At 67.1% G+C, this 23,682-nt stretch carries 26 protein-coding genes and 1 tRNA gene; 14 read left to right on the top strand and 13 right to left on the bottom strand.

Annotation, left to right across the window (positions count from 1 at the left end; translation table 11 throughout):
- Nucleotides 1-31: 31 nt before the first annotated feature.
- The 4 genes from B9N75_RS02120 to B9N75_RS02135 all read left to right on the top strand — a co-directional run bounded on the left by B9N75_RS02120 (nucleotide 32) and on the right by B9N75_RS02135 (nucleotide 2,002).
- Nucleotides 32-217 carry a hypothetical protein gene (locus tag B9N75_RS02120; RefSeq protein WP_085217306.1) on the top strand — a complete coding sequence of 62 codons (186 nt, stop codon included), beginning with the start codon at nucleotides 32-34 and terminating at the stop codon, nucleotides 215-217.
- Between the two features lie 249 nt (nucleotides 218-466).
- On the top strand, nucleotides 467-1,015 hold the full coding sequence (locus B9N75_RS02125; protein WP_085217307.1) for a hypothetical protein: 549 nt from the start codon (nucleotides 467-469) through the stop codon (nucleotides 1,013-1,015).
- A 102-nt stretch (nucleotides 1,016-1,117) separates the two neighbouring features.
- Nucleotides 1,118-1,546: an OsmC family protein gene (locus tag B9N75_RS02130; RefSeq protein ID WP_085217308.1), complete on the top strand. Its 429-nt coding sequence runs from the start codon at nucleotides 1,118-1,120 to the stop codon at nucleotides 1,544-1,546.
- A 153-nt stretch (nucleotides 1,547-1,699) separates the two neighbouring features.
- Nucleotides 1,700-2,002, top strand: coding sequence for a glycine zipper 2TM domain-containing protein (locus tag B9N75_RS02135; RefSeq protein WP_085217309.1), 303 nt, complete (start codon nucleotides 1,700-1,702; stop codon nucleotides 2,000-2,002).
- 100 nt (nucleotides 2,003-2,102) lie between these two features.
- On the opposite strand, the gene B9N75_RS02140 is transcribed toward B9N75_RS02135, so the two are convergent.
- Both B9N75_RS02140 and B9N75_RS02145 read right to left on the bottom strand, forming a co-directional pair.
- On the bottom strand, nucleotides 2,103-2,696 hold the full coding sequence (locus B9N75_RS02140) for a hypothetical protein (protein WP_085217310.1): 594 nt from the start codon (nucleotides 2,694-2,696) through the stop codon (nucleotides 2,103-2,105).
- 145 nt (nucleotides 2,697-2,841) lie between these two features.
- The gene (locus tag B9N75_RS02145; RefSeq protein ID WP_157123653.1) at nucleotides 2,842-3,081 is read right to left on the bottom strand and encodes a hypothetical protein; all 240 of its coding nucleotides are present in this window, start codon (nucleotides 3,079-3,081) and stop codon (nucleotides 2,842-2,844) included.
- A gap of 157 nt (nucleotides 3,082-3,238) precedes the next feature.
- Here B9N75_RS02145 and B9N75_RS02150 point away from each other — a divergent pair, with 157 nt between their 5' ends.
- Nucleotides 3,239-3,601 (top strand): hypothetical protein, encoded by a 363-nt coding sequence (locus B9N75_RS02150; protein WP_085217312.1) that lies wholly within the window; start codon nucleotides 3,239-3,241, stop codon nucleotides 3,599-3,601.
- Here the strand turns inward: B9N75_RS02150 and B9N75_RS02155 are convergent.
- Genes B9N75_RS02155 through B9N75_RS02175 form a run of 5 tightly spaced genes read right to left on the bottom strand, consistent with a single transcriptional unit; the run spans nucleotide 3,562 to nucleotide 10,193 of the window.
- Complete coding sequence (locus B9N75_RS02155; RefSeq protein ID WP_085217313.1) at nucleotides 3,562-4,875, bottom strand: mechanosensitive ion channel family protein; 1,314 nt, start codon at nucleotides 4,873-4,875, stop codon at nucleotides 3,562-3,564. The two genes, B9N75_RS02150 and B9N75_RS02155, sit on opposite strands and share 40 nt — an antisense overlap.
- Nucleotides 4,872-6,095: a cystathionine beta-lyase gene (gene metC / locus B9N75_RS02160; protein ID WP_085217314.1), complete on the bottom strand. Its 1,224-nt coding sequence runs from the start codon at nucleotides 6,093-6,095 to the stop codon at nucleotides 4,872-4,874. Before metC ends, B9N75_RS02155 begins: the two co-directional genes overlap by 4 nt.
- The gene (gene sseA / locus B9N75_RS02165) at nucleotides 6,050-6,892 is read right to left on the bottom strand and encodes a 3-mercaptopyruvate sulfurtransferase (protein WP_085217315.1); all 843 of its coding nucleotides are present in this window, start codon (nucleotides 6,890-6,892) and stop codon (nucleotides 6,050-6,052) included. The genes metC and sseA overlap by 46 nt, the downstream gene beginning before the upstream one ends.
- A 14-nt stretch (nucleotides 6,893-6,906) precedes the next feature.
- On the bottom strand, nucleotides 6,907-8,646 hold the full coding sequence (locus B9N75_RS02170; RefSeq protein ID WP_085217316.1) for a cytochrome c biogenesis protein DipZ: 1,740 nt from the start codon (nucleotides 8,644-8,646) through the stop codon (nucleotides 6,907-6,909).
- Nucleotides 8,647-8,687: 41 nt separating this feature from the next.
- Nucleotides 8,688-10,193 carry a S10 family peptidase gene (locus B9N75_RS02175; protein WP_085217317.1) on the bottom strand — a complete coding sequence of 502 codons (1,506 nt, stop codon included), beginning with the start codon at nucleotides 10,191-10,193 and terminating at the stop codon, nucleotides 8,688-8,690.
- A 115-nt stretch (nucleotides 10,194-10,308) separates the two neighbouring features.
- Here B9N75_RS02175 and queF point away from each other — a divergent pair, with 115 nt between their 5' ends.
- Genes queF through B9N75_RS02190 form a run of 3 tightly spaced genes read left to right on the top strand, consistent with a single transcriptional unit; the run spans nucleotide 10,309 to nucleotide 12,185 of the window.
- Nucleotides 10,309-10,755 (top strand): preQ(1) synthase, encoded by a 447-nt coding sequence (queF, locus tag B9N75_RS02180; protein ID WP_157123654.1) that lies wholly within the window; start codon nucleotides 10,309-10,311, stop codon nucleotides 10,753-10,755.
- The gene (locus B9N75_RS02185; RefSeq protein WP_172840784.1) at nucleotides 10,742-11,752 is read left to right on the top strand and encodes a 2-dehydropantoate 2-reductase; all 1,011 of its coding nucleotides are present in this window, start codon (nucleotides 10,742-10,744) and stop codon (nucleotides 11,750-11,752) included. Before queF ends, B9N75_RS02185 begins: the two co-directional genes overlap by 14 nt.
- 40 nt (nucleotides 11,753-11,792) lie before the next feature.
- Entirely contained in the window at nucleotides 11,793-12,185 is a 393-nt protein-coding gene (locus tag B9N75_RS02190; RefSeq protein ID WP_085217320.1) for an acyl-CoA thioesterase, read from the top strand.
- A gap of 10 nt (nucleotides 12,186-12,195) precedes the next feature.
- Here the strand turns inward: B9N75_RS02190 and B9N75_RS02195 are convergent, their stop codons facing one another.
- The 5 genes from B9N75_RS02195 to hflK form a co-directional block, all read right to left on the bottom strand.
- Nucleotides 12,196-13,560, bottom strand: a complete 1,365-nt coding sequence (locus B9N75_RS02195) for a phenylacetate--CoA ligase family protein (protein WP_085217321.1) — start codon at nucleotides 13,558-13,560, stop codon at nucleotides 12,196-12,198.
- Complete coding sequence (locus tag B9N75_RS02200) at nucleotides 13,557-15,110, bottom strand: helicase HerA-like domain-containing protein (protein ID WP_085217322.1); 1,554 nt, start codon at nucleotides 15,108-15,110, stop codon at nucleotides 13,557-13,559. The genes B9N75_RS02195 and B9N75_RS02200 overlap by 4 nt, the downstream gene beginning before the upstream one ends.
- A gap of 127 nt (nucleotides 15,111-15,237) precedes the next feature.
- A complete protein-coding gene (locus B9N75_RS02205; protein WP_085217323.1) occupies nucleotides 15,238-16,806 on the bottom strand; it encodes a Do family serine endopeptidase in 1,569 nt (522 codons plus the stop codon).
- 113 nt (nucleotides 16,807-16,919) lie between these two features.
- Nucleotides 16,920-17,783: a protease modulator HflC gene (hflC, locus tag B9N75_RS02210; RefSeq protein ID WP_085217324.1), complete on the bottom strand. Its 864-nt coding sequence runs from the start codon at nucleotides 17,781-17,783 to the stop codon at nucleotides 16,920-16,922.
- Nucleotides 17,780-18,892: an FtsH protease activity modulator HflK gene (gene hflK / locus B9N75_RS02215; RefSeq protein ID WP_085217325.1), complete on the bottom strand. Its 1,113-nt coding sequence runs from the start codon at nucleotides 18,890-18,892 to the stop codon at nucleotides 17,780-17,782. The genes hflC and hflK overlap by 4 nt, the downstream gene beginning before the upstream one ends.
- A gap of 91 nt (nucleotides 18,893-18,983) precedes the next feature.
- On the opposite strand from hflK, the gene B9N75_RS02220 reads away from it, so the two are divergent.
- The 6 genes from B9N75_RS02220 (at nucleotide 18,984) to fghA (ending at nucleotide 23,511) form a co-directional block, all read left to right on the top strand.
- Nucleotides 18,984-19,976 carry an Mrp/NBP35 family ATP-binding protein gene (locus tag B9N75_RS02220; RefSeq protein ID WP_085217326.1) on the top strand — a complete coding sequence of 331 codons (993 nt, stop codon included), beginning with the start codon at nucleotides 18,984-18,986 and terminating at the stop codon, nucleotides 19,974-19,976.
- A gap of 128 nt (nucleotides 19,977-20,104) precedes the next feature.
- Nucleotides 20,105-20,533, top strand: coding sequence for a CoA-binding protein (locus B9N75_RS02225; RefSeq protein ID WP_085219355.1), 429 nt, complete (start codon nucleotides 20,105-20,107; stop codon nucleotides 20,531-20,533).
- 49 nt (nucleotides 20,534-20,582) lie between these two features.
- Nucleotides 20,583-21,695, top strand: coding sequence for an S-(hydroxymethyl)glutathione dehydrogenase/class III alcohol dehydrogenase (locus tag B9N75_RS02230; RefSeq protein WP_085217327.1), 1,113 nt, complete (start codon nucleotides 20,583-20,585; stop codon nucleotides 21,693-21,695).
- Complete coding sequence (locus tag B9N75_RS02235; protein ID WP_197685125.1) at nucleotides 21,695-22,048, top strand: cupin domain-containing protein; 354 nt, start codon at nucleotides 21,695-21,697, stop codon at nucleotides 22,046-22,048. The genes B9N75_RS02230 and B9N75_RS02235 overlap by 1 nt, the downstream gene beginning before the upstream one ends.
- Before the next feature lie 24 nt (nucleotides 22,049-22,072).
- Nucleotides 22,073-22,471 (top strand): VOC family protein, encoded by a 399-nt coding sequence (locus tag B9N75_RS02240; protein WP_085217329.1) that lies wholly within the window; start codon nucleotides 22,073-22,075, stop codon nucleotides 22,469-22,471.
- Between the two features lie 197 nt (nucleotides 22,472-22,668).
- On the top strand, nucleotides 22,669-23,511 hold the full coding sequence (gene fghA, locus B9N75_RS02245) for an S-formylglutathione hydrolase (protein WP_085217330.1): 843 nt from the start codon (nucleotides 22,669-22,671) through the stop codon (nucleotides 23,509-23,511).
- Nucleotides 23,512-23,588: 77 nt separating this feature from the next.
- Here fghA and B9N75_RS02250 read toward each other — a convergent pair.
- A tRNA-Val gene (locus B9N75_RS02250) sits at nucleotides 23,589-23,663 on the bottom strand.
- Nucleotides 23,664-23,682 lie beyond the last annotated feature (19 nt).

Genomic DNA, 23,682 nt, shown 5'->3' on the forward strand with positions numbered 1-23,682 from the left:
GCTCGTTGCTCGCAAGGACAGGAGAGATGAGATGGACGACAGCAAGAACCCCGCATCACACCCCGATCAGCACGCCGGTCAGGATGAGGCACTCGCCGCGCGGCTGAAAAAGTCGCCCCGCGATCCCGACGCCAAGCTCGACGTCGCGCTCGACGAAACGATGGATGCGTCCGATCCGCCGGCCGGCACGCAGCCCGGCGGACCGCACGTGGATTGATCACAAAACGCAGATTTTAGTGGACAGGCGCCGGGGCAACGCTCCGGCGCCCTTCTTTTACGAGAGCGGAGAATCCCGTCTGTTGCGCCGATGCGACAGTCTTGTGACGCAATGCACAATAATGACCTTTTGCCGGTTGCGAGCACGGCCGCTTTCCGATTCATTCCTGAACGGGGAGCGGGAATCTGATTAAGCGTCGCGAAACCAGTTTGGGCGCATGATCCCCGCAGGGCAAAAGGAGTGGGGTTCATGGGTACGCAGACCAAGCCCGCCGATGGCGCGCTGACATTGGTCGAAATGAAAGAGTTCGCGGGCTTCTCCAAGGGCACGCAGCGTTATATCCGCCGTTCGCTCGATATCGGGCTCGGCCGCCGCGATGCGATCAAGCGCTGGTCGCGCGACGTGGGCGAAGCGGCCAGCATCCGCGCCCAGGCGCGCGTCTATCAGCGGCTCGATCACGTCCGCCATCACATCCCCGACGACAGCGGTATCGACGCGATGGAGCCGATGATGAGCCCGCTCGTCACGATGACCGCCTTCGATCTCGGCCAGGACCGGCTCCCCGATTTCGCAGCCTATCGCTTTCTCTACGAGCGGCTGATCGGCGCTTCGGTGCGGCCGTGGCTTCCCGGCGCGTTCTGCGCCGCCGCCGCGCTGCCGCACCTCCATCCGGAACGGCGCCGCGCGCTGCTCCAGTCGATCAGCGAAGCCGCCGCGACCGCGCCGGGCTGGTCGAACCGAGAGCCGGCCTTCTACCCCGAGTGGGTGGAGAAGGTGGACCTCAGCGTCGCGCACTGACCGATAGCCGCCCTCCCCCGGCCGCGCGCGGCTGCGGGAGGGCGGAGCTTTCCCCGCCACGCCCCGTTACCCCTTCTTCCAATGAGGAGGAGGGATTTCCCAATGACCACCAACACCGGATCGGCCCGTTACGAAGGGCTCGGCAAGGACGGCCGCGGCCATGTCTCGACCGGATCGGGCGCGATCGCCGATCAGCCCTATGGCTTCGGCACGCGCTTCGGCGGCGAGAAGGGCACCAACCCGGAAGAGCTTATCGCCGCAGCGCACGCATCGTGCTTCACGATGGCGCTGAGCTTCGCGCTGGCCAAGGAGGGGCTCACCGACGGCACGCTCGAGACCGAAGCGACGGTGACGCTCGACAAGGACGGCGACGGCTTCAAGGTCACCCGGTCCGATCTCAAGCTGATGGCGAACGTGCCCGGGATCGATGCCGAGCGCTTCGCCGAAGTCGCGACGGACGCCAAGAAGAACTGCCCCATCTCGAAGCTGCTCAACGCCGAGATCACGCTGGATCACGAACTCAGCGGCTGATGTGCCACACCGGCCATCGCCGCCGCGGCACGCCTCGCCGCGACGTCGATCCGGCTCGCACACTGCGGGCACTCTCGTTGTTTTGGGTTCATGCAACCGCTGCAAGAAGGGCGCGTTGTTTCACCCGTGTCACAATTCAAAAGGGAATTCGGTATGCGTAAGATCGTTCTCGCCATTGCGGCGACCAGCCTGGCTCTGCCCGTCGCAATGCCTGCCCCGGCCATGGCCAAGGACGGCTATTACAATGGCAAGACTTGGCGCGGCAAAGACGGCCGCATGCACTGCCGCCGCAAGAATGGCACCACGGGCCTGATCGTCGGCGGCGCCGCTGGTGCGCTCGCCGGCCGCGCGATCGACGGCGGCCAGAACCGCGCCACCGGCACGATCGTCGGTGCCGCTGCCGGCGCGCTGCTCGGCCGAGAAGTCGACAAGAGCCGCGGCTTCAAGTGCCGCTAAGCCGATCGGGAAGCGCTTCGGCGCTTCCCTTTCGACCATAGAAAAAGGCCCGCGCCGAGATAATCGGCGCGGGCCTTTTCTTTGTCGTTCGAGCTTCGGCTTAGCTGGCCGTGCCGCCGCCCGAGGGCTTGCGTGCGGCAGGCTTGCGCGTCGCGCTCTTGCGAGCCGCCGGCTTCTTCGCCGTACTGGTCTTGCGCGCCGTCGCAGACTTCGCGGCGGCCGGCTTGGCCGTCGTCGATTTCTTCGCTGTGGTCGTCCGCTTCTTGGCAGGCGCCTTGCGCGCCGGCTTGGCAGCGGTCGAGCCGGACTTGGCCGTGCGCGCACCGCCGGAGGCCGCGCCGCCGACGACGCCGCCGGTCGTCTGCATCAGACGGCGCACCGCATCGGTTGCGGCCGTCACGATTGCTGCGCCGATCTTGCTGGCATTGTCCGCTGCGGCACCGGCTGCGGCCTCGGCATTGTCGAGCGCGTCGCGGCTCGCGTCGCGGACGTTCTTGCGGACCTTCTGGCTCGATGTGAGCGCGGCAGCCGCGGTCACCAGCCCGGCCGCGAGCATCGATCGCGCTACGGGATTCTGCGCGAGATCCGCCGCCTTCGCGCCGGCATCGCTCAACGCGTCCTTGAACCGTTCCGTGGCGCCCGTCTTCTTGCTGCCGCCACCCGACTTGCCTGCCGAACTTTTCGCCTTCGCCATAACTCGACTCCTGGTCTTTATAACTCAGCCGTAACAGACGTGCGGCCCGCGAAACAGTTCCATTCGCGTACGCCTGGCCTCACAAGAAGAAAGCCGCCCGCATCACTGCGGACGGCTCTCCCGGCCCGTTAAAGGCCGTTATCGCTCAGCGCTGGTCCGGCTGGCCGCGATCCTGCTGACCGCCTTGCTGCTGCTGGCCGTCGCGATCGCGCTGGTCCTGCTGCTGCTGCTGGTCCTGATCCTGGCGTCCGCCCTGACCACCCTGCTGCTGGCCGCCCTGCTGCTGATCGCGCTGGCTGCCATAATCGGACTGCTGCTGTTGGTCCTTGCCGCCCTGCTGATTCTGCTGGCGGTCCTGGCCCTGCTGGTTCTGGTCGTTGTTCACAGTCACTCTCCTCACATCTCCGCTCGTGCCGCACAACCATCGGCGAAGCAGCGTCGTTCCACTTCGCTAGAAGTTTCAGCCGGTTATGCGCCGAAGCGAGTGGCCGGGCGGCTCGTTAGCGGTTCCTTAGCGGGGGACGGGATAGCTTTGCGACGCGATGAGTTATCAGGCGCTCCCTCCGATCCAGCACGGCCCCGCCAATGCGGTGCGGCAGCTTGCGCAGCTCGCGCAGCTCCACGGCCTCGTGCAACGCATCGCCGGGGAAGCGACCGGTACAGCGCAGCCGGACGATGCGCTCGACCGGTCGGCGCGGATCAGCGCCGCTTATGACGACGCGATGCCGGTGGTGCGCAAGCGCTTCGACGCGCTGGCGGCCGAGACCGCGCAATGGGCGGCGAGCGGGGTCGAGGCATTGCTCCAGGGCCGTTCGGATGCGCCCCCGCCCCGCGCCGCCGCCGCACGTCTTGCGGAAGAATTGTCTCAGGTGCGCGGCACGCTGGAATCGCTGCTCGGCTTCTGAGCCATCGCGTCCGGCAGGCTGCGGATATGCAGATCCTGTTGTGCGTAGGGGACGCGGATGCCGTGCGCCTTGAACGAATCCCATAGCCGGTTGAGAATCTCCGACTGGACGTTGCCGACGCCCGCCTCGGGATCCTTGATCCAGGCGAGGATCTCGAACTCGACGCGATAATCGCCGAAGCGCATCAGCCAGACATTGGGCTCGGGGCTCTTGAGCACGCGCTTCGACGCGATCGTCGCCTCGATCATCAGCCGCTGCGCGAGCTTCAGATCGCAATCGAACGCGACCCCGACCGGGATGTGGATGCGCACGTCGCGGCTGGAATGCGACCAATTCTCCACCTCCTGCGTCATCAGATTTTCGTTGGGGATCAGATGCTCCTTGCCGTCGCGCGTGATGATCGAGACGGCACGCACGCCAATCTTGTTAACGTGGCCAAAGCTGTCGCCGACGACAATGACATCGCCCGGTTTGATCGACCGGTCCATCAGCAGGATGATCCCGGCGATCAGGTTGCCGAACGTCTTCTGGAAGCCGAAGCCTACCGCGAGACCGAATGCGCCGGAGAAGATGGCGAGCGCGGTGAGGTCGATCCCGACGAGATCGATGCCGACGAAGAAGGCGACGACGAGAAGCGCGATCCCGGCGAGCTTCTGGGCAAGCAGTTGCTGCGTCGCGTCCAATCCCTGGCTGCGACGGATCGAGTGGTTGATGACCCGCGCCAGCAGCCGGACGACGGCGAACAGCAGGAGGATCGTCACCGAAATCTGGACGAGGCCGAGCAGCGAGAAGCGGCGGCGGCCGACATCGAAGCCGATCCGCTCCAGCGCATCGACGAACGGCGCGAGCCCGCCCGCTGCCTGCGCGACGGCAGCGACGAGCACGACCGCGGCGATCAGCCACGCGCCCCAGCGCGGCAGATGGACGCCGCGCACGAGTTGATAGGCGAGCAGCGACGCGGCGATGCCGAGCGCCAAGCCGAGGAGAATGTCCGCAGCCGGGGGCCAGGCGCCCACCGCCATGACGATCGCGACGAACACCGCCGCGACCGCATAGCGGACGAGCGCGCACATACGATCGGCGATGCCGTCGGCGCGGACGCCCGCGAGCCGTTCCCAGAGCCGCGCGAGCGGAGCGCCGGTTACGCGCGCCGCGAGAATGCCGAGCAGCCAGCCCGCCGCGGCCAGTGACAGCGCGATGCCGAGCGCGACGAGATCGGTCTGGTCGAGCGGCGGCAGCCCCACGGCGTCCGCGACGCCTTGCCAGCCGGTCATGCCGGATAGCGCGCGAGGCCGCGCGCGAGGTCTTCGATCAGGTCGTCGGGATCTTCGAGGCCGATATGGAGGCGCACCAGAGGCCCCTCCGCTTGCCAGGGCGTCGCCGAGCGCAGGCGTTCGGGGTCTGCCGGAACCGCGAGGCTCTCATAGCCGCCCCAGCTATAGCCGATGGCGAAATGCTCGAGCCCGTCGATCAGTGCGGCGCGCGCGGCAGCATCGCCGCCGTTGAGGATGATCGAGAACAGCCCGCTCGACCCCTTGAAGTCGCGCGACCAGAGGGCGTGGCCGGGGCAGTCGGCGAGCGCCGGGTGCAGCACCCGCGCGACCTGGGGCTGATTGGCGAGCCAGTTGGCGACGGTAAGCGCATTGGCCTGATGTCGCTCCATCCGGACGCCCAGCGTACGCAGCCCCCGCGCGCAGGCCGCCGCGTCGTCAGGTCCGACCGCCTGGCCATACATGCGGAAAACCTGGCGCAGCCGATCCCACCAGCGCTCCGACACCGTCACCGATCCCATCATCAGATCGGAATGGCCGCCAATATATTTGGTGCAGGCGAGGATAGAGATATCGACGCCTGCGGCGATCGCCGGGAAGAACAGCGGCGTCGCCCAGGTGTTGTCGATCAGCGTCGCGATGCCGCGTTCGCGCGCGACCGCGACGATCGCGGGCACGTCCTGCACTTCGAAGGTCAGCGAGCCGGGGCTCTCCAGGAAGATCGCGCGCGTCTTGTCGCCGATCAGCGCGGCGATGTCCGCGCCGATCAGCGGATCGTAATAGCGCGTCGTGATGCCGAGCCGCTTCAGCTCGCTGTCGCAGATCGCCCGCGTCGGGCCATAGGCGCTATCGACCATCAGCAGCTCATCGCCGGGCCGTAGCACCGCGAGCAGCGCCATCGCCACCGCCGCGGCGCCGGACGGGAAGAGCCGAGTGCCCACCGCACCGGGCTCCAGCGCGGTCAGCGCCTCGCTCAGCGCCCAGGTCGTCGGCGTGCCGTGGCGTCCGTAATAGAAGGTGCCGTCGGCGGGCGCCGCGGCTTCCATCTCCGCCACGGTATCGAACAGGATGGTCGAGGCGTGCCAGGTCGGCGGGTTGACCGCGGCGCCGATCCATTCGCGCCGCCGCCCGGCCTGCACGATGGTGGTATCGCGGCGCCGGTCGCTACCTTCTCCGCTCACGCGCGCCCCGTCGCCTTGGGCGTCGCCGGATCGGCGCCCCATTCGGACCAGCTGCCGTCATAAACCGCGACATCGTCCTTGCCGAGAAGATGCGCGCCGAAGGCGACCGAACAGGCGGTGATCCCCGATCCGCAGGTCGCGACCATCGGCTTGCCGAGATCGACGCCGGCAGCATTGAATGCCGCCTGCAGCGCATCGCCGCGCTTCCAAGTCCCGTCCGCCGCGAACAGGCTTGCATAGGGCACGTTGCGGCTGCCGGGGATATGCCCCGCTTCCAGCCCCGGCCGCGGCTCCGCTTCCTCGCCGGCGAAGCGCGCAGGCCCGCGCGCATCGACGATTTCATGCTCCGCCGAATGGACGATGCCCGACACAAACGCCTTGTCCGCCACGCGCCGGGAATCGAGCGAGGGCGTGAAATGGCCGTGGCGAACTTGCGGCTTTCCGGCCTCCACCGGCCGCCCCTCCGCCATCCATTTCGCCAGCCCGCCATCGAGGATCGCGACGTAATGCGCGCCGAACGCCTTCAGCATCCACCAGACGCGCGAGGATGTGTGGAGCGGCGAATGGTCGTAGACGACGAAGCGATTGCCGTCGCCGAGGCCGAGCGACTGCATGCGGCTGGCGAACTTCGCATCCCCCGGCAGCATGTGCGGTGCGGGATGATCCGCATCGGAAATATCGTCGATGTCGAAGAAGACCGCGCCGGGAATATGCGCCGCTTCATGTTCCGCCCGCGCATCGCGCCCGGCCGATGGCATGAACCACGTCGCGTCGATCACCTTCAGGTCCGGCGCGTCCAGTTCGGCGGCCAGCCATTCGGTCGATACCAGCGAGTCCATAGAGGCCTTCTCCGTCAGCCGAAGGTGAAGGCGAAAGCCTGGACGCCGGGATCGAGAAACTCAATCTCGAACTCGCGCTCGCCGACCGCGCCTTGCTGGCGGACGAGTTGATAGAGCCGCTGGCCAGTGACGCGGCCGTTGCCCGCCGCATCGACATCGAGCCCCGCATCCGCACCAGGCGCCTTGCCGTCGATGGTAACGCGGAACCGCACCGGACGATCGCTCGCGCCGAGCACCAGATGGAGATCGCGCGCGTGGAAGCGAAAACGGATGCGCCCGCCCGCGGTATCGAGCACCGACGCCTGCTTGTTCACCGTCCAGCGCCCGCCGAGCCCCCATTGGTTGAGCGAGAGCTTCGCGGGAAGCAGATAGGCGTTGCTCTTGTCGTGCGGCATCCCGCCCGGCGACTGGAAATTGGCGGCGCGCACGTAGCCGAGATAGGTCTCGGGCGATCGGAGCGTCGCCCCGGCGGCCGATTCCTCGACCGCCGCCTTGCGCACCGACGCGGCGGCGCCGGGATCGCGCCCCGCCTCGCGCAGGAGCTGGCGGATGACGCGCTCGGACACGTCATATTTGCCCTCGCCGAAATGGTGGTAGCGCACGCGCCCGGCGGCATCGACGAAGTAATGCGCCGGCCAGTAGCGGTTATCGAACGCGCGCCAGATCTTGTAATCATTGTCGATCGCGACCGGATAGGCGATGCCGAGATCGGCCATCGCGCGGCGGACGTTGGCGACGGCCCGCTCGAAGGCGAATTCCGGCGCATGGACGCCGATCACCACCAACCCGGCATCGCGATACCGCTCCGCCCAGGCGCGGACGTAGGGGATCGCGCGGATGCAATTGATGCAGCTATAGGTCCAGAAATCGACCAGCACGACCTTGCCGCGAAGCTGCTCGCGGGTGAGCGGCGGCGAGTTGAGCCATTCGACCGCGCCGTCGATCGACGGCATCGGCCCCTCGACCGGGAGATCGAGCGCGCCGCCCTGCCCTTCCTTCACCTTGGTGCTGCCCGCCATGTCCTTCATGCCGAGCTTGGACGCCAGCCCCTGCTCGATCGCATTGGTCTGCGCGGTCGAGAGCTTGGCGAGATACCCCGTGTCGAGCCCCAGCGCGATCGCCGCGACGCCCGCCAACACGAGCAGCCCAAGCCCGCGGCGCACCCATTCACCCGCTCCAAGCGAGCGTTTCATCGCGCGGAACACCCGTCCGCCGACGAGCAGCGCAAGCGCCAGCGACGTCGCCGCGCCGAGGGCGTAGGCGAGAAGCAGCAGCGAGGTGCTCGCGCTCGCGCCGTTGAGCGCTGCGCCGGTAAGGATAAGGCCGAGGATCGGCCCCGCACACGGCGCCCACAACAGGCCGGTCGCAATGCCGAGCAGGAGCGATGTGCCAATGCGGCCCCGCCCTTCTGCCTCCGCCGCGTCCGCCGAGGCCGAGAGCCGCCCGCCGAGCGCGACCAGCGGCCGCATCGCGCGATCGGCAAGCGCTGGAAACAGCAACGTCAGCCCGAACGCGCCGAGCAGCAGGATCGCGGCCCACCGCCCCCACTGGTTCGCCTGCACGGCCCAACCGCCGCCGACCGCGGCGAGCGTCGCAATCCCTGCGAAGGTGATCGCCATGCCGGCGAGCATCGGGAGGCCGCTCCTGACGAACGACTGGTTGGCGCGCGCGAACACGAACGGGAGGACAGGCAGGATGCACGGGCTGACGATGGTCAGCACGCCGCCCAGATAGGCGAGAAGGATGAGCAGCATTTATTCGGTCTCCCATCCCCTGCCGCCCTAGATACGGGGCGTCAGCGCTGCTGGATGAAACGCCTGACGTCCGCGCTCAGCTTCACCCGGTCCTCGTCGCGCACGTACATCATGTGGCCCGAGCCATAATATTGATATTCGATGCGGTCCTGCGGGATGCCGGTGCGGGTCAGCGCATATTCGGCCGCGAAGAACGGCGTCGCGAAATCATAATAGCCCTGGCCGACGAAGATGCGCAGATCCTTATTCTCGCGCAGCGCGCGGCCGAGATAGGGGGTGAGGTTGAGATAGGCGTTGCTGTCGCGTCCGCCCTCGATCTTCCAGTCCCACGGCTGGACGCTGCCGATGGTGACGTAGGATCGATCGGTCTTCACGCCCAGATCGCCGCGCATGTAGCTGTTGATCGCGGCTGTGTAGCCGCCGTCGATACCGTAGAAGCTGGGATCATTGTCGGGCGTCTCGCCGGCGCTGTCATAATCACGGCCGGTATAACGGCTGTCGAGGCGGCCGACGGTGAGCCCGCGATCGCGTAGCAGCTCCTTGTAGAAGCGCCCCGGCTCGACGCGCAGGTCCGCCTGGTCGAGATAGGTTTCGGAAAGGCCGGTGAAGCGCGAGAGCTCGCGGCGCACCGAGGCGCGCTCGTCGGCGCCGATCCGCTGGCCTTTGAGCAGCGCCGCCGCGTAGGGCCCGATCGCGAATTGCCGCGCCTCCTCGACGAAGCTTTCGACCGAAGCGGCCTGCGCCTTGCCGTGATAAAGCGCGGTCGCCGCCATCGACGGCAGGTTGAGAATCGGGCTCAGCTCGTTCCCCTGCGTGTCCGCGCCGGCTGCGAAATCGAGCACGGTGGAGATGAGGATCACGCCGTTGAGCGACACGTCGTTATAGGCGCCCTCCAGCTCGTTGACGACGGCGGCGGAGCGCGTCGTCCCGTAGCTTTCGCCGCCGAGGAACTTGGGGCTGTTCCACCGGCCATGCTCGTTGAGCCACAGGCGGATGAACTGCGCCACCGACTGCGCATCCTTGGTTACGCCCCAGAAATCCTTGGGATCGGTCTTGCCCAGCGCATGACTGAAGCCGGTGCCGACCGGATCGATGAAGACGATGTCGGTGACGTCGAGCAACGCATCGGGATTGTCGACGATCGGATAGGGCGGCGCGCCGTCGTCGGTGCCGTCCGAGGGTATTGCGACGCGCTTCGGGCCGAACGCGCCCATGTGCAGCCACACCGAACCCGATCCGGGGCCGCCGTTGAACAGGAAGGTGACCGGGCGGCTCGCCGGATCCCTGAGCCCGTCGGCGATATAGGTGGTGGAGAAGATCGCCGCGGTGGGCTTGCCGTCCTTGTCCTTGAGATAAGTCTCGCCGGCGATCGCGCGGTAGGCGATGCTGCGGCCGTTGAAGGTACCGCGATGCTGCGTGACCGATACGTTGGGCTCCGGGATCGGCGCGGCGTCCTTCTCGGCGGGTTTCTTGTCCGCCGCCTCCTGCGCCCAAGCGGGCGCGGCAAGGCAGAGGGCGAGCGAAACGAGCACGCGGCCGAAATTCATGGAGCATCCTTCCCTGTTCGGGAGCGGGGCTAACATGGTGCGAAACGGAGCGGCAAGTGCGGCTTTTGCGGGCATGGCTTCCGGGCCGCGGGCGAACGCGCTAAGCGATGCGGCCATGTCGATCACCCATCTCGGCCAGACGAGCAGCCTCCCCGCCTCGCCCGACGCGGCGACGCTGGACTATGTGCCCAACCCGCGCACCGGCCGCGCTTACCTCGTCCGCTTCACCGCGCCCGAATTCACCTCGCTCTGTCCGGTCACCGGCCAGCCGGATTTCGCGCATATCGTCATCGATTATGCGCCGGGCGAGACAATCGTCGAATCCAAGTCGCTGAAGCTGTTCCTCGGATCGTTCCGCAACCATGCCGGCTTCCACGAGGACGTGACGGTGGGCATCGCCGAGCGGCTGGTGCAGGAGATGGCGCCGCAGTGGCTGCGCATCGGCGGTTATTGGTATCCGCGCGGCGGCATACCGATCGACGTCTTCTGGCAGAGCGGCGAGCCGCCCGTCGGCCTCTGGGTGCCGCCGCAGGACGTGCCGGGATATCGTGGCCGCGGCTGAGCGCATCGCCGTCTTCGGGGCGGGGGCGATCGGCTGCTATGTCGGTGGCGCCTGGGCGGCCGCCGGGCTTCCCGTCACGCTGATCGGCCGCGACCGGATCGGCGCGGACATCGCGGCGCACGGGCTCCGCCTCAGCGATCAGGATGGTTGGAACGCCGACGTGCCCGGCATCGCCTTCTCCAGCGATCCCGCCGCTCTGGCGGATGCCGACATAATCGCGCTCACCGTCAAGGCGACGGGCGTCGAGGAGGCCGCGCGTTCGATCGCGGCCCATGCGCGGCCCGGCACGTCGGTCATCAGCTTCCAGAACGGCGTCAGCAGCCCGGACCGGCTGCGCGCATTGCTGCCGGAGTTCGACATCGTCGCGGGGATGGTGCCCTACAACGTCATTCCGCTCGGCCCCGGCCGCTGGCATCGCGCCAGCTTCGGCGACATCACCGCCACCCGCACGCCGGTCAGCGAGCGTCTCGCCGCCGCGATCGGCGAGCGGCCGGGCCTCATCCGGCTCAACGACGACATGACCGGCATCGCCTGGGGCAAATTGCTGTTCAACCTCAACAATGCGATCAACGCGCTCTCCGGCACCACCATCCGCGACGAGCTGCGTCAGCGCCCGTTCCGCCGGGTGATGGCGGCGACGATGCGCGAGGAACTTGCGATGCTGCGCGCGGCGGGGATCGAGCCGGCAAAGGTCGGCGCAGTGCCGCCCCGGCTGCTCCCGGCCACCATCGACACGCCCGACTGGCTGTTCCACAATCTGTTCCTGCGCATCCAGAAGGTCGACCCCAAAGCGCGCGGATCGATGGCGGCGGACTTCGACGCGGGTCGCACCAGCGAGGTCGATTTCCTCAACGGCGAAGTTGTTGCGCTCGCGGAACGGCTGGGCCGGACCGCGCCAGTCAACGCTGCAATCGTCCGGCTGGTCAAGGATGCCGAGGCGGGCGGCCGGAAAACCTGGACCGGCGCAGATCTCGTCCGTGCCGTCGGCCTTCATTGAATCGTAGCTTCCGAGTGTTACTTACACTATTGTGAGTGACATGACCCGAACCGCCCACCTCCATCCGATCGGCATCGAGCCGGGCGACATCGATTTCATGGGACACGTCAACAATGCCGTGTATCTGAAATGGGTGCAGGAGGCGGTCGTCGGCCACTGGCGCAAGCTCGCGCCGGCGGAAGCAGTGGCGCGCCACCTGTGGGTGGCGCTCCAGCATGAGATCACCTACCGCAAGCCCGCCTTCCTCGACGACGACGTGGTCGCGAAGGTGGTGCTCGAGAAGGTAGAGGGCGCCCGCGCCTTCTACCGGACGATGATCCAGCGCGGCGAGGACGTGCTCGCCGAAGTCAAATCGAGCTGGTGCTGCGTCGATGCAGGAACGCTCCGCCCGACGCGCATCGCCCGCGATATCGCGGCGCATTTCTTCAAATAGTGCCGCGGCTTCAGAAGCTGCGCTTGAACTCTTCGAACTTGCCGTTGCGCCCCTTGGGGATCTGTTCGTCGAAATAGGTGAAGCGGATCGCGAAGTCGTGGCCGAGGTAGAGGCGGATAACGCCGCGTAGCGCTTCCTCTTCCTCCATAGTCAGAGGCCGTTCGACCACCAGCCGCGCCTCGACGCTCTCCAGCGATTCCTGGATATATTGATATTGGATCACCGGCGCGAATTCGCGCAGCCGCTTGTTGGCGGTAAGCGGCCAATAGCTCCGCCCGTCGGGCAGCAGGATCATGTTGCGCGTGCGGCCGAGGATGCGTTTCAGCGTCGGGAGGCCCCGCCCGCAGCGGCAGCGCCCGCCGACTTCGGCATGGTCGCCGATCGCATAGCGGATGATCGGCGTCGCGTGATTGTGGAGGTCGGTAACGACGACCCGCCCCACCTCGCCCTCGCGGCACGGGCGTCCGGCGTCGTCGATCACCTCGATCAGCAGCGTCTCGGCCATGACGTGATATTGCCCGCCTTCAGGACATTCGATCGCGAGATAGCCGGCTTCCTCGGAGGAATAGCAGTCGCGTACGCTCGCCCCCAGGCTTGCCTCGGCGCGGCGGCGGACCTCGGGCGGCAGCGTCTCGGCGATAGTGCGGACGCGCTTGAGGCTCGGCAGCGCGAGATCGCCCGCCTCTATCCGATCGAGCAGCGCGGCGAGGTTGGTCGGATAAACTATAAGCGTATCGGGGCGAAACGCGGCCAGATCGGCCGCTTGCGCCGCGATGTCGACGCCGTTGTCGATGCGCAGCGCCGGCCCGGTCTCGAAGAAGGCGGTGAACGGGCTGCCCCACGTGGCCGAAGGCCCGGGATCGGGCATCAGCGCACGCGCGGCGGCGAGGCGTCCGGTAAAATCGCGCTCGTGCCAGAGATGATAGCGGATGGTCATCGCCGCCCAGAAGAGCTGCGTCACCGCGGTCTTGGCGACCTTCACCGGCTCGCCGGTCGATCCTGATGTCTGGACGAACTGGATGGGCTGGTGCCCGGCCGGAAGCGCGCCCTCTTCCAGCGTGCCAGGATCGGCCTGCAGCGTCCGCCGCTCGAGCAGCGGCAGCGCAGCGAAATTGTCCGCGAGCGTATCGGCGGTAAGGCCGCCACCTTTCAGACGTGCCGCGAAGTGCGGCGAACGATCGACATAATGACGCGCAAGCAGCGTCAACTGGCGCCGCTGGCCCTCGGCGATCGCCTCGGGGCTGAGCCATTGCGTCGCGTCGAGCTCGCGGATCAGCGCGGCGAGCGAGCCCAGCCGGCTGCTATGGAGCGGCGGCCAGGCATTGCCCGGCACGTCGCCGCGCAGCGCCGCGAGCGCCGGGTGCGGCGCGCTCACCGGCCGCGCAGCAGCCCGCCGAGGATCCCGCGCAGCAGCGATCCCGCGACCTTGTTTGCCACCTGCCGCTGCATCGTGCGGCTGACCTGGCGGACCATATCCTCCGCAAGCGAGGGATTGGCCTTGCGCTCGCGCTCCGCCTTGGCAGCCGCGCGCTCGGCGTCCTTGCGCGCTTTTTCCTCTTCCTTGGCGCGGAGTGCCGCCGCCTTCGCTTCGGCCTCGGCGAGCTTGGCCGCGCTCGCGGCCGCGGCGGTCTCGGCGGTGCGCAGCGCCAGTATCTCCTCGGCGCTCTCGCGATTGACCGCAGTGTCATATTTGCCGTCGAACGGCGACAGCGACTGGATGATCGCCCGTTCCTTGGCGGTGAGCGGGCCGAGCCGCGAGCGCGGCGGCGCGATCAGCGTGCGGTCGACCGGCGACGGCGCGCCATCCTCCTGCAACAGCGACACCAGCGCCTCGCCGACGCGCAGCTCGGTAATCGCGCTCGCGACATCGATCGCCGGGTTGGGCCGGAAGGTTTCCGCCGCCGATGCGACCGCCCGCTGATCACGCGGCGTGAAAGCGCGCAGCGCATGTTGGACCCGGTTGCCGAGTTGACCCGCGACCGTATCGGGAATGTCGATCGGATTCTGCGTCACGAAGTAAACGCCGACACCCTTCGATCGGATGAGCCGGACGACCTGCTCGATCTTCTCCTTTAGCGCGGGCGGCGCGTCGTCGAACAGCAGATGCGCCTCGTCGAAGAAGAAGACGAGCGTCGGCTTGTCGGGATCGCCGACCTCGGGAAGCTGCTCGAACAGCTCGGACATCAGCCAGAGCAGGAAGGTAGCGTAGAGCTTGGGGCTCGCCATCAATTTGTCGGTGGCGAGGATGCTGATGACGCCGCGACCCTGATCGTCGGTGGTGAGCAGATCGGGGATCGCCAGCGCGGGCTCGCCGAAGAAGCCCTTACCGCCCTGCGATTCGAGCTGGAGCAGCGCCCGCTGGATCGCGCCGACGCTGGCGCGGGTGACGTTGCCGTAGCGCGCCTGCAGCTCCGGCGCCTTCTCCGCGCAATAGGCGAGCAGGGACTGGAGGTCGGCGAGATCGAGGAGGAGCAGCCCTTCCTCGTCCGCCAGCCGGAATGCGATGGCGAGCACGCCCTCCTGCGTTTCGTTGAGCCCCATCAGCCGCGCGAGCAGCAGCGGACCCATTTCGGAAATCGTCGCGCGGACAGGGTGGCCCTGCTCACCGAACAGATCCCAGAAGACCACCGGATTGTCGGCATAGGCATAGCCTTCGAGGTCGATGTCGGCGGCGCGGCCGGTCATCGCGCCATGCGACTTGTCGGTCGGCGATCCGGCCATCGCGAGGCCGGCGAGATCGCCCTTCACGTCGGCGACGAACACCGGGACGCCGTGCGCCGAAAAGCTCTCGGCCAGGCCCTGGAGCGTCACCGTCTTGCCGGTGCCGGTCGCACCGGCGATCAGGCCGTGCCGGTTGGCGCGGCGGAGGACGAGATTCTGCGGCCCGCCCTCGCCCTTGCCGATGTAGATCACGCCCTCGTCCATGGCCGTCTCCCGCCCGTCTCTGGCGGCAGACATAGACGCTTAGCGGCGCAGGGCCAACGCTGCTGGTGGGTCTTGGCGATCGCTGATCGGCGGGGACGGGCCGTATGGCCCGCCCCCGCCCGATAGATCAGCGCTTGGTCAGCTTGATGCCGACGTAAAGCGGCTGGTTGTTGCCCCGCTGGAGCAACAGCAGCGCGGACTCGCGGTTGGACGAGCGCGCCGCGTTAACCGCGGCGACCGCCTCTTCCGGCGTCCGTGTCGGGCGCCGGTCGATCGAAAGGATGATGTCGCCGACCCGGACGCCCTGCGCGCCCGCATCGCTCGACGCATCGACTGCGGCAACGACCACGCCCTTCAGGTTGACGTCGCGGAGCCTCAGCGACCGCGCGATCTCCGGCGTAAGCGTCTGGACGGTAACGCCCAGGCTCTCGCGCGCGGATTTCTGGCTGCTGCTCTGCTCCTCGGCCGGCGGCTCGCTCACTTCCTGCTCGTCCTCGACGCCGGCGATCTTCGCCAGTTCCTCGTCGCTCGGCCGTTCGGCGACCTGCAGCGTCACGCGCTGGCGATTGCCGTTGCGGACGAGATCGATCGGCACACGCGAGCCGACCGGCTGCTGCGCGACCAGCCACGACAGCGACTGATCGGGCGTCACTTCCTTGCCGTTGACCGCGACCACTACGTCACCCTGCTGGATGCCGGCGCGCGCCGCGGGTCCGCCTGCGGTGACGCTGCGGATCAGCTCGCCACGGTTCTTGGGAATGCCCAGCGCCGCCGCGACGCCCTCGTCGAGCTGCTGGAGGCTGACGCCGATATAGCCGCGCTTCACCGACTCACCGCGGCGCAGCGCCTCGATCACCGGCCGTGCCTGCTCGGCGGGGATGGCGAAGCCGATGCCGACGTTGCCACCGGTCGGCGAGATCAGCGCGGTGTTGATGCCGATGACGTTGCCGGCGATGTCGAACATCGGGCCGCCCGAGTTGCCGGTGTTGATCGACGCATCGGTCTGGATGTAGCGATCATAGGCGCCGGCGCCGATGTTACGGTGGAGCGCCGAGACGATGCCCGCGGTGACGGTGCCGCCGAGACCGAACGGATTGCCGATCGCCACCACCCAGTCGCCGACACGGGTGCGCGTCGAATCGCCGAAGCGGACGAAAGGCAGCCCTTCTTCGTCGATCTTGAGCAGCGCCAGATCGGACGCCGTATCGCGCCCGATCAACCGCGCGCGGAACTCGCGGCGATCGGACAGCGTGACGGTGATCTCGTCAACCGTGGCACCCGTCCGCGCCGGGGCGATGACGTGGTTGTTGGTGACGACATAGCCGTCCTCGGAGATGATGAAGCCCGAGCCGAGCGACCCGCCGCGCTGGGTGACGGTATTGTCGTTACCCTGGCCTTGGCCTTGGCCGCCTTCGGGTACCGGCGCGCCGAAGCGGCGGAAGAATTCCTCGAAGCCCGGGGGGAAGTTGCGCTGGCGGCTGACCTGGATGCTCTGCCGGGTCGAGATGTTGACCACCGCCGGCGCGAGCCGGTCGGCAAGATCGGCGAAGCTCATCGGCGCGCCGGCGCGGGGCGCGGCAGGGGCGATGGCGCCCGGCTCGTTCTGCGCGGTCTGCGCTCCGACGGGACCGATGGTCAGCGTCGCGGCGGCGCCCCCCAGCAGCATCGCAGCAGTGATGCCATAGACGTAACGCACGATAAGGATCCTCCTTGCCAATCTTCAGCAACCCCGCCTTTCACGCCAGGTGGCGTGACGGCGCGGAAGCTATGGAGCGCGGCTGAACGGCTGTTGAACGATGACAGACGTAATCAGTTTGTGCGCCCCTGGAATTCACGCAGATAGCGGTTGTCGGGCGAAAGGATGATGTTCGTCCGCCCCGCATTCTGGCCGTTTTCGTCGAGGAACGTGGTCTGATAGGACTGCATCGCCCGGTAGAAGTCATAGAATTGCGGATCCTTGCCGAACGCCTCGGCATAGACGTTCGCGGCTTCCGCATCGGCTTCGGCGCGGATGATCTGCGCCTGCTTCAGCCCCTGCGCGCGGATCGAGCGCGCTTCCTGCTCACGCGCCGTCCGCATCCGCTGGAACGCGGAATCGAGCGGCGTGCCTTCGGGAAGGTCGGCGCGCTTGATGCGGACGTCGACCACTTCGGCGCCGTACTGCCGCGCGACCCGGTTCAGCGCGGTCTGGATGTTGTCCATCACCTGCCCGCGCTCGGGGCTGAGCAGCGCCGCGAACGGACGCCGGCCGAGCTCGTTCCTAAGCGCCGAGCCCAGGATCGGCCGGAGCGCATCGCTCACCCGCTCTTCCGTGCCCGCCGCGATATACATGCGCAGCGGATCGACCACGCGGTAGCGCGCGAAGGCATCGACCTGCAGGCGGAGCTGATCGGTCGACAGCACCTGCTGGCGGTCCATGTCCACGCTCTGGATGCGCTTGTCGATCCAGACCAGCCGGTCGATGAACGGCACGCGTGCGATGAGACCCGCGCCGGAGCGGCCGAAGGTCTCGCCATCCTTGTAGCGGTTCACGATCGCCTGCGGCTCGCCGAAGCGCACGACAACCGCCTGCTTCGTCTCCGGCACGATCGCGAAGGTCGAGCCGATGATGACGAGCAGGATGATCGCCAGGAAGGCGAGCGCAATGGGGTTGCGGCCGAGGCGCCCGATCATTGGCCTGCCTCCGGCTGGGCCTGGCGCTGCTGCTGGCGGCGCTGGACTTCGGGAAGCGCGAGGTAGGGCGTCACGCCCGGCGCCTCGACGATGGTCTTGTCGACGTTCTTCAGGACCTTCTCCATCGTCTCGTAATACATGCGGCGACGGGTGACTTCGGGCGCGAGGCGATATTCCTCATACACCTTGTCGAACGCCGCCGATTCACCCTGCGCCTGCGCGGTGAGCTGCAGCGCATAGGCGCGAGCCTGGTTCATATAGGATTGCGCCTCCTGCTGCGCCGCCGACACTTCCTTGAAGGCGTCGTTGACCGCCGCGGGCGGATCGGACTGCTTGATCGCGATGCCCTGGATCACGATGCCGGCGCGATATTCGTTGAGCAATTGCTGCGCGACCTGCTCGGCTCGTTGCTCGAGCTCGCCACGGCCAGAGCCGATCGCATCCTCCAGCGTCGCGCTCGCGACCACCGCGCGCATCGCGCTCTCGGCGACTTCGCGGATCGTATTCTCGGGATTGGCGATCTGGAACAGGTAAAGCTGCGGATCGCGAATGTTCCAACGAACCGAATAGGCGAGATCAATGATGTTCTGATCGCCGGTCAGGATCAGATTCTCGCTCCCCGACTGGTCGGGGATATCGATCGTGCGGATTTCCTCGACATCGACCTTCTGCACCGCGTCGATCGGCGCCGGCAGCGTCAGGCCGATACCCGGCCCCAGCGTTCCGGCATATTCGCCGAAGCGCGTAATGACGCCGCGTTCCTGCGGTCCGATGCGGTGGACGCTGGTGAAGACCAGCCACATCGCGAGGAAGATGGCGAGTCCGTAGAGCCAATAGGGCTTGCCGTCGCCCCCGGGAATGCCGCCGCCGAAGCGCTGGCGGCTCTTCTTCAGGAAATCGTCGAGCGAGGTGACGTTGCCGAGGCCGCCGCCGCCGGGCTTGCGCCGCCGGGGTGGCTGGCTCCACGGATTGCGCGGCCCGCCGCCGCTTCCGCCGCCACCCGATCCGCCGCCGGAACCGCCATCGCCGCCACCCGGTCCCCATGGTCCGTTACGGTTGTCGTTGAAGAGCGCGCCGATGCGTCCGCCCAACCCAAGGAATCTCGTCATAGGCTTTTTATAGGAAGCGTTCCGCTGGAAGAGAAGCGCAGCGCCGAAAAAGGCTGGCAACGGGCGCAGAACATCCTATCGACTGCGCGCGATGACAGAGGAAATCCAGCCGCTTCTCGCCGCGCTCGGCCGCATCCCCGATCCCAAGGGCGGCGACATCGCCTCCTCCGGCCGCGTCCAGGCGCCGCGCGTCAAGGAGGGCGTGGCGAGCCTGATCGTCGACGTGACCGGGCTTTCCGCCGACACCCGCGCGAGCCTTGAACGGGCGATCCGTGCCGCCGTCGTCGGCGTGCCGGGCGTCCGCGACCTGCGCATCGCGATGACTGCCGACAAGGTGCAACGGACGATCGTCGCGATCGGCAGCGGCAAAGGCGGCGTCGGCAAATCCACGCTTTCCGCCAACCTCGCCGTCGCGCTGGCGCGGAGCGGGAAGAAGGTCGGGCTGCTCGACGCCGACATCTATGGCCCTTCGCAGCCGCGCATCATGGGCAATGAGAGCCGGCCCGAGCTCGCCGACAAGCAGATCGTGCCGGTCGAAGCCTATGGTGTGAAGATGCTGTCGATCGGATCACTGGTCGAGGCGGGCAGTGCGCTTGCCTGGCGCGGGCCGATGGCGGCGACCGCGCTCGGCCAATTGGCGGACGGCGATTGGGGCGAGACCGAGCTGCTCGTGGTCGATCTGCCGCCCGGCACCGGCGATATCCAGATGTCGCTGATCCAGAAGTGGAAGCCCGCGGGCGCGGTGATCGTCTCCACCCCGCAGGATCTGGCGCTGATCGACGCCACCCGTGCGATCGATCTGTTTCGCAAGATGGACGTGCCGGTGCTCGGCCTCGTCGAGAATATGGCGGGCTATGTCTGCCCGCATTGCGGCGAGGAATCCGATCCGTTCGGCCAAGGCGGCGCGGAGGCGGCGGCGCGGGTGATGCAGATACCCTTCCTCGGCCGCGTTCCCCTCACCCTCTCGATCCGCCAGCAATCGGACGCGGGACGTCCGCCGGCTTCTGGGGAAGGTGCCGAATCTGAGATTTTCGCGCGGATCGCCGCCCGGCTCGTCGAGGAATTGAACCGGGAGACGGGTTGAACATTCTTCCCTTCGAGCCCGCGTCATAGTCATTCCCGCGAAAGCGGGAACCCAGTCGCGCCGCCGTTTGGATCCCCGCTTTCGCGGGGATGACATAAGTGGGACCGCAGCTAGAACGGGAGACCGACGTGCCCCTCACCAGCGACGACGACATCCGCGACCTGCTCGCGAACACCCGCACCATCGCGCTGATCGGCGCGTCCGACCGCCCCGACCGTCCGAGCTACGGCGTGATGCGCTTCCTGCAAGGCCACGGCTATCGCGTGATCCCGGTCAACCCGCAGATCACCGGCGAGCATGTCCATGGCGAGTATGTCTGGCGCGACCTATCCCAGATCGGCGAACCGATCGACATGGTAGACATCTTCCGCCGCCCGCAGGCGGCCGGCGAAGCGGTCGACGAAGCGATCGCCGCCGGCGCCAAATCGGTGTGGATGCAGATCGGCGTCGTCAACGAGGAAGCCGCAGCGCGCGCCGAAGCGGCCGGGCTGAGGGTCGTGATGGACCGTTGCCCGAAGCTCGAAATCCCCCGCCTCAGCGTGCCGCGCATTTCCTGATCGGATCATTGCCGCTAGGGACCGTCTTCACAAAGGAGACTGCCCCGCCATGAAGACCCGCGCCGCCATCGCCGTCGCCCCCAACAAGCCGCTCGAAATCCACGAGGTCGATCTGGAGGGACCCAAGGCGGGCGAAGTGCTGGTCGAGATCATGGCGACGGGCATCTGCCACACCGATGCCTATACGCTGGAAGGCAAGGACAGCGAAGGCATCTTCCCCTCGATCCTCGGCCACGAGGGCGCAGGCGTCGTCCGCGAGGTTGGCGCGGGCGTCACCTCGGTCGCGGTCGGCGATCACGTCATTCCGCTCTACACGCCGGAATGCCGCCAGTGTAAATCCTGCCTCTCGCAGAAGACCAACCTCTGCACCTCGATCCGCGCGACGCAGGGCAAGGGTGTGATGCCGGACGGCACCAGCCGCTTCAAACTCGGCGACGAGACCATCTACCATTACATGGGCTGCTCGACCTTCTCGAACTTCACCGTCATGCCCGAGATCGCGCTGGCAAAGGTCCGCCCCGACGCTCCGTTCGACAAGATCTGCTACATCGGCTGCGGCGTCACCACCGGCGTCGGCGCGGTGATCTGGACGGCGGGCGTCGAGCCGGGCGCCAATGTCGTGGTGTTTGGACTCGGCGGCATCGGCCTCAACGTCATCCAGGGCGCCCGAATGGTCGGCGCGGACAAGATCGTCGGCATCGACGTCAATCCCGCCAAGCGCGCCATGGCCGAGGCCTTCGGCATGACCCATTTCATCAACCCACGCGACGTGGGCGAGGACAAGCTCGTCCAGACGATCCTTGACGTTACCGACGGCGGCGCCGACTACAGCTTCGATTGCACCGGCAATACCGATGTGATGCGCGCGGCGCTGGAATGCTGCCACCGCGGCTGGGGCGTCTCCACGATCATCGGCGTTGCCGAGGCGGGCAAGGAGATCGCCACCCGCCCCTTCCAGCTCGTCACCGGCCGGGTGTGGAAAGGATCGGCGTTCGGCGGCGCGCGCGGCCGCACCGACGTGCCGCGCATCGTCGACTGGTATATGGACGGCAAGATCGAGATCGACCCGCTCATCACCCACACGATGCCGCTGGAGGATATCAACAGCGCGTTCGATCTGATGCACGCGGGCACCAGCATCCGCAGCGTGGTCGTCTATTGATGGACAAGGTTAACCTTGCCGAAAAGCTCGATAGCTTTGCCGAGCATTGGTCGCCGCGCACGGTCGCGCAATATAACGGCAACGACATCATGGTCGTCCGCGTCCAGGGCGAGTTTCACTGGCACAACCACCCTGATACCGATGATTTCTTTCTAGTGCTGGACGGCGAACTGGACATCGAACTCCGCGACCGCGTTGTCACACTTGGCCCGGGCGAACTGTTCGTCGTACCCTCGGGAACCGAGCACCGCCCGGTCGCGCGACGGGGCGAGGTTAAGATGCTGCTGATCGAGCCGAGCGGCACACCAAATACCGGCGATCCGGCAACTGCGGCGCCGCATATCTGCATCTGAAAACAGTAGTAAGGGAGGAAGCCCATGTATTCGCACATGATGATCGGCAGCAACGATCTCGACCGGTCCCGCCGCTTCTACGACGCGCTGTTCGGCGCGATGGGCGCCAAGCCCGTGATGACCGACGAGAAGGGCCGGCTGATGTATCTCCACAACCGCAGCACCTTCATGGTCGCGAAGCCGCTCGACGGGAAGGACGCGACCGTCTCCAACGGCGCCACGATCGGCTTCACGATGGACAGCCCGGAGGCGGTGCATCGCTGGCATGACGCCGGCGTCGCGGCGGGCGGCACATCGATCGAGGATCCGCCCGGCGTCCGTTCGGGCAGCTTCGGCCAACTCTATCTCGCCTATCTGCGCGATCCCGACGGCAACAAGTTGTGCGCGCTCCATCGCGTGCCGAAGGACAAGCCGGCCGAATAGAAGGCCTCTTCCCCGGAACCCGGTGCCGCGCGTTCCGTTGACCGCGGCAATGGCGCAGTTCGCGCATACGGCTATTGGAAGTGACACGCATGAAAGGCATTTTGCTTTGGCTGATCGGCATCCCGATCCCCATCATCATCCTGTTGTATCTCTTCGTATTCCGTTGACGCGCGGCCGGCACCGCGCCGGGAGCCATCATGACCATCGAGACGATTTCCGAAGCCAGGGCGCACGGCGGCACGCAGGGCGTCTATCGCCACAATTCCGCGGCGACCGGGACGCCGATGACCTTCTCGCTCTATCTGCCGCCGCAGGCCGAGCATGGACCGGTGCCTTTGGTCTGGTATCTCTCCGGCCTCACCTGCACTCACGCCAACGTGACGGATAAAGGCGAGTATCGCGCCGCCTGTGCCGAACTTGGCCTCGCCTTCATCGCCCCCGACACCAGCCCGCGCGGCGATGATGTGCCGGATGATCCGGACGGCGCGTGGGATTTCGGCTTGGGCGCGGGCTTCTACGTCGATGCCACGCAGGCCCCGTTCGATCGCAATTACCGCATGTGGAGCTACGTCACCGAGGAGCTGCCGGCGCTGATCGCCAAGCGCTTCCCGGTCGATATGGCGCGGCAAGCGATCACCGGCCATTCGATGGGCGGACATGGTGCGCTGACCGTGGCGCTTCGTCATCCCGATCGCTTCAAGTCAGTCTCCGCCTTCGCCCCCATCGTCGCGCCGGGGCAGGTGCCGTGGGGCGAGAAGGCGCTGGGCGGCTATCTCGGCACCGACCGCGCCGCTTGGCGCCGCCACGATGCGGCGGCGCTCATCGAGGATGGCGCGCGGCTGCCCGAACTGCTCGTCGATCAGGGCGATGCCGACAATTTCCTGAAGGAACAGCTTCGGCCCGAACTGCTGAGAGCGGCGTGCGATGCAGCGGGCATTCCGCTCACGCTCAGGATGCAGCCGGGCTACGACCACAGCTATTATTTCATCGCGACCTTCATGGCCGATCACCTGCGCTGGCACGCCGAGCGGCTGCGCTGATCTGAGGGGCTATCGGACGGGTCACCCGCCGAGCGCGCGGAAACGGGTCCGTTGCAACCCATTATCGGGGTGGAAAATGGTGGGCGTGGCAAGGATTGAACTTGCGACCCCTGCGATGTCAACACAGTGCTCTACCACTGAGCTACACGCCCACTCGGGCGGCTCTCTAGC

The organism is Allosphingosinicella indica (assembly GCF_900177405.1).
Taxonomy (GTDB): domain Bacteria; phylum Pseudomonadota; class Alphaproteobacteria; order Sphingomonadales; family Sphingomonadaceae; genus Allosphingosinicella; species Allosphingosinicella indica.

What these genes read in the sequence shown, in the direction of transcription:
- B9N75_RS02120 (WP_085217306.1), top strand. Translation starts at nt 32, where the DNA reads ATGGACGACAGCAAGAACCCCGCATCACACCCCGATCAGCACGCCGGT.
- B9N75_RS02125 (WP_085217307.1), top strand. Translation starts at nt 467, where the DNA reads ATGGGTACGCAGACCAAGCCCGCCGATGGCGCGCTGACATTGGTCGAA.
- B9N75_RS02130 (WP_085217308.1), top strand. Translation starts at nt 1,118, where the DNA reads ATGACCACCAACACCGGATCGGCCCGTTACGAAGGGCTCGGCAAGGAC.
- B9N75_RS02135 (WP_085217309.1), top strand. Translation starts at nt 1,700, where the DNA reads ATGCGTAAGATCGTTCTCGCCATTGCGGCGACCAGCCTGGCTCTGCCC.
- B9N75_RS02140 (WP_085217310.1), bottom strand. Translation starts at nt 2,696, where the DNA reads ATGGCGAAGGCGAAAAGTTCGGCAGGCAAGTCGGGTGGCGGCAGCAAG.
- B9N75_RS02150 (WP_085217312.1), top strand. Translation starts at nt 3,239, where the DNA reads ATGAGTTATCAGGCGCTCCCTCCGATCCAGCACGGCCCCGCCAATGCG.
- B9N75_RS02155 (WP_085217313.1), bottom strand. Translation starts at nt 4,875, where the DNA reads ATGACCGGCTGGCAAGGCGTCGCGGACGCCGTGGGGCTGCCGCCGCTC.
- metC (WP_085217314.1), bottom strand. Translation starts at nt 6,095, where the DNA reads ATGGGGCGCCGATCCGGCGACGCCCAAGGCGACGGGGCGCGCGTGAGC.
- sseA (WP_085217315.1), bottom strand. Translation starts at nt 6,892, where the DNA reads ATGGACTCGCTGGTATCGACCGAATGGCTGGCCGCCGAACTGGACGCG.
- B9N75_RS02170 (WP_085217316.1), bottom strand. Translation starts at nt 8,646, where the DNA reads ATGCTGCTCATCCTTCTCGCCTATCTGGGCGGCGTGCTGACCATCGTC.
- B9N75_RS02175 (WP_085217317.1), bottom strand. Translation starts at nt 10,193, where the DNA reads ATGAATTTCGGCCGCGTGCTCGTTTCGCTCGCCCTCTGCCTTGCCGCG.
- queF (WP_157123654.1), top strand. Translation starts at nt 10,309, where the DNA reads ATGTCGATCACCCATCTCGGCCAGACGAGCAGCCTCCCCGCCTCGCCC.
- B9N75_RS02190 (WP_085217320.1), top strand. Translation starts at nt 11,793, where the DNA reads ATGACCCGAACCGCCCACCTCCATCCGATCGGCATCGAGCCGGGCGAC.
- B9N75_RS02200 (WP_085217322.1), bottom strand. Translation starts at nt 15,110, where the DNA reads ATGGACGAGGGCGTGATCTACATCGGCAAGGGCGAGGGCGGGCCGCAG.
- hflC (WP_085217324.1), bottom strand. Translation starts at nt 17,783, where the DNA reads ATGATCGGGCGCCTCGGCCGCAACCCCATTGCGCTCGCCTTCCTGGCG.
- hflK (WP_085217325.1), bottom strand. Translation starts at nt 18,892, where the DNA reads ATGACGAGATTCCTTGGGTTGGGCGGACGCATCGGCGCGCTCTTCAAC.
- B9N75_RS02220 (WP_085217326.1), top strand. Translation starts at nt 18,984, where the DNA reads ATGACAGAGGAAATCCAGCCGCTTCTCGCCGCGCTCGGCCGCATCCCC.
- B9N75_RS02230 (WP_085217327.1), top strand. Translation starts at nt 20,583, where the DNA reads ATGAAGACCCGCGCCGCCATCGCCGTCGCCCCCAACAAGCCGCTCGAA.
- B9N75_RS02235 (WP_197685125.1), top strand. Translation starts at nt 21,695, where the DNA reads ATGGACAAGGTTAACCTTGCCGAAAAGCTCGATAGCTTTGCCGAGCAT.
- B9N75_RS02240 (WP_085217329.1), top strand. Translation starts at nt 22,073, where the DNA reads ATGTATTCGCACATGATGATCGGCAGCAACGATCTCGACCGGTCCCGC.
- fghA (WP_085217330.1), top strand. Translation starts at nt 22,669, where the DNA reads ATGACCATCGAGACGATTTCCGAAGCCAGGGCGCACGGCGGCACGCAG.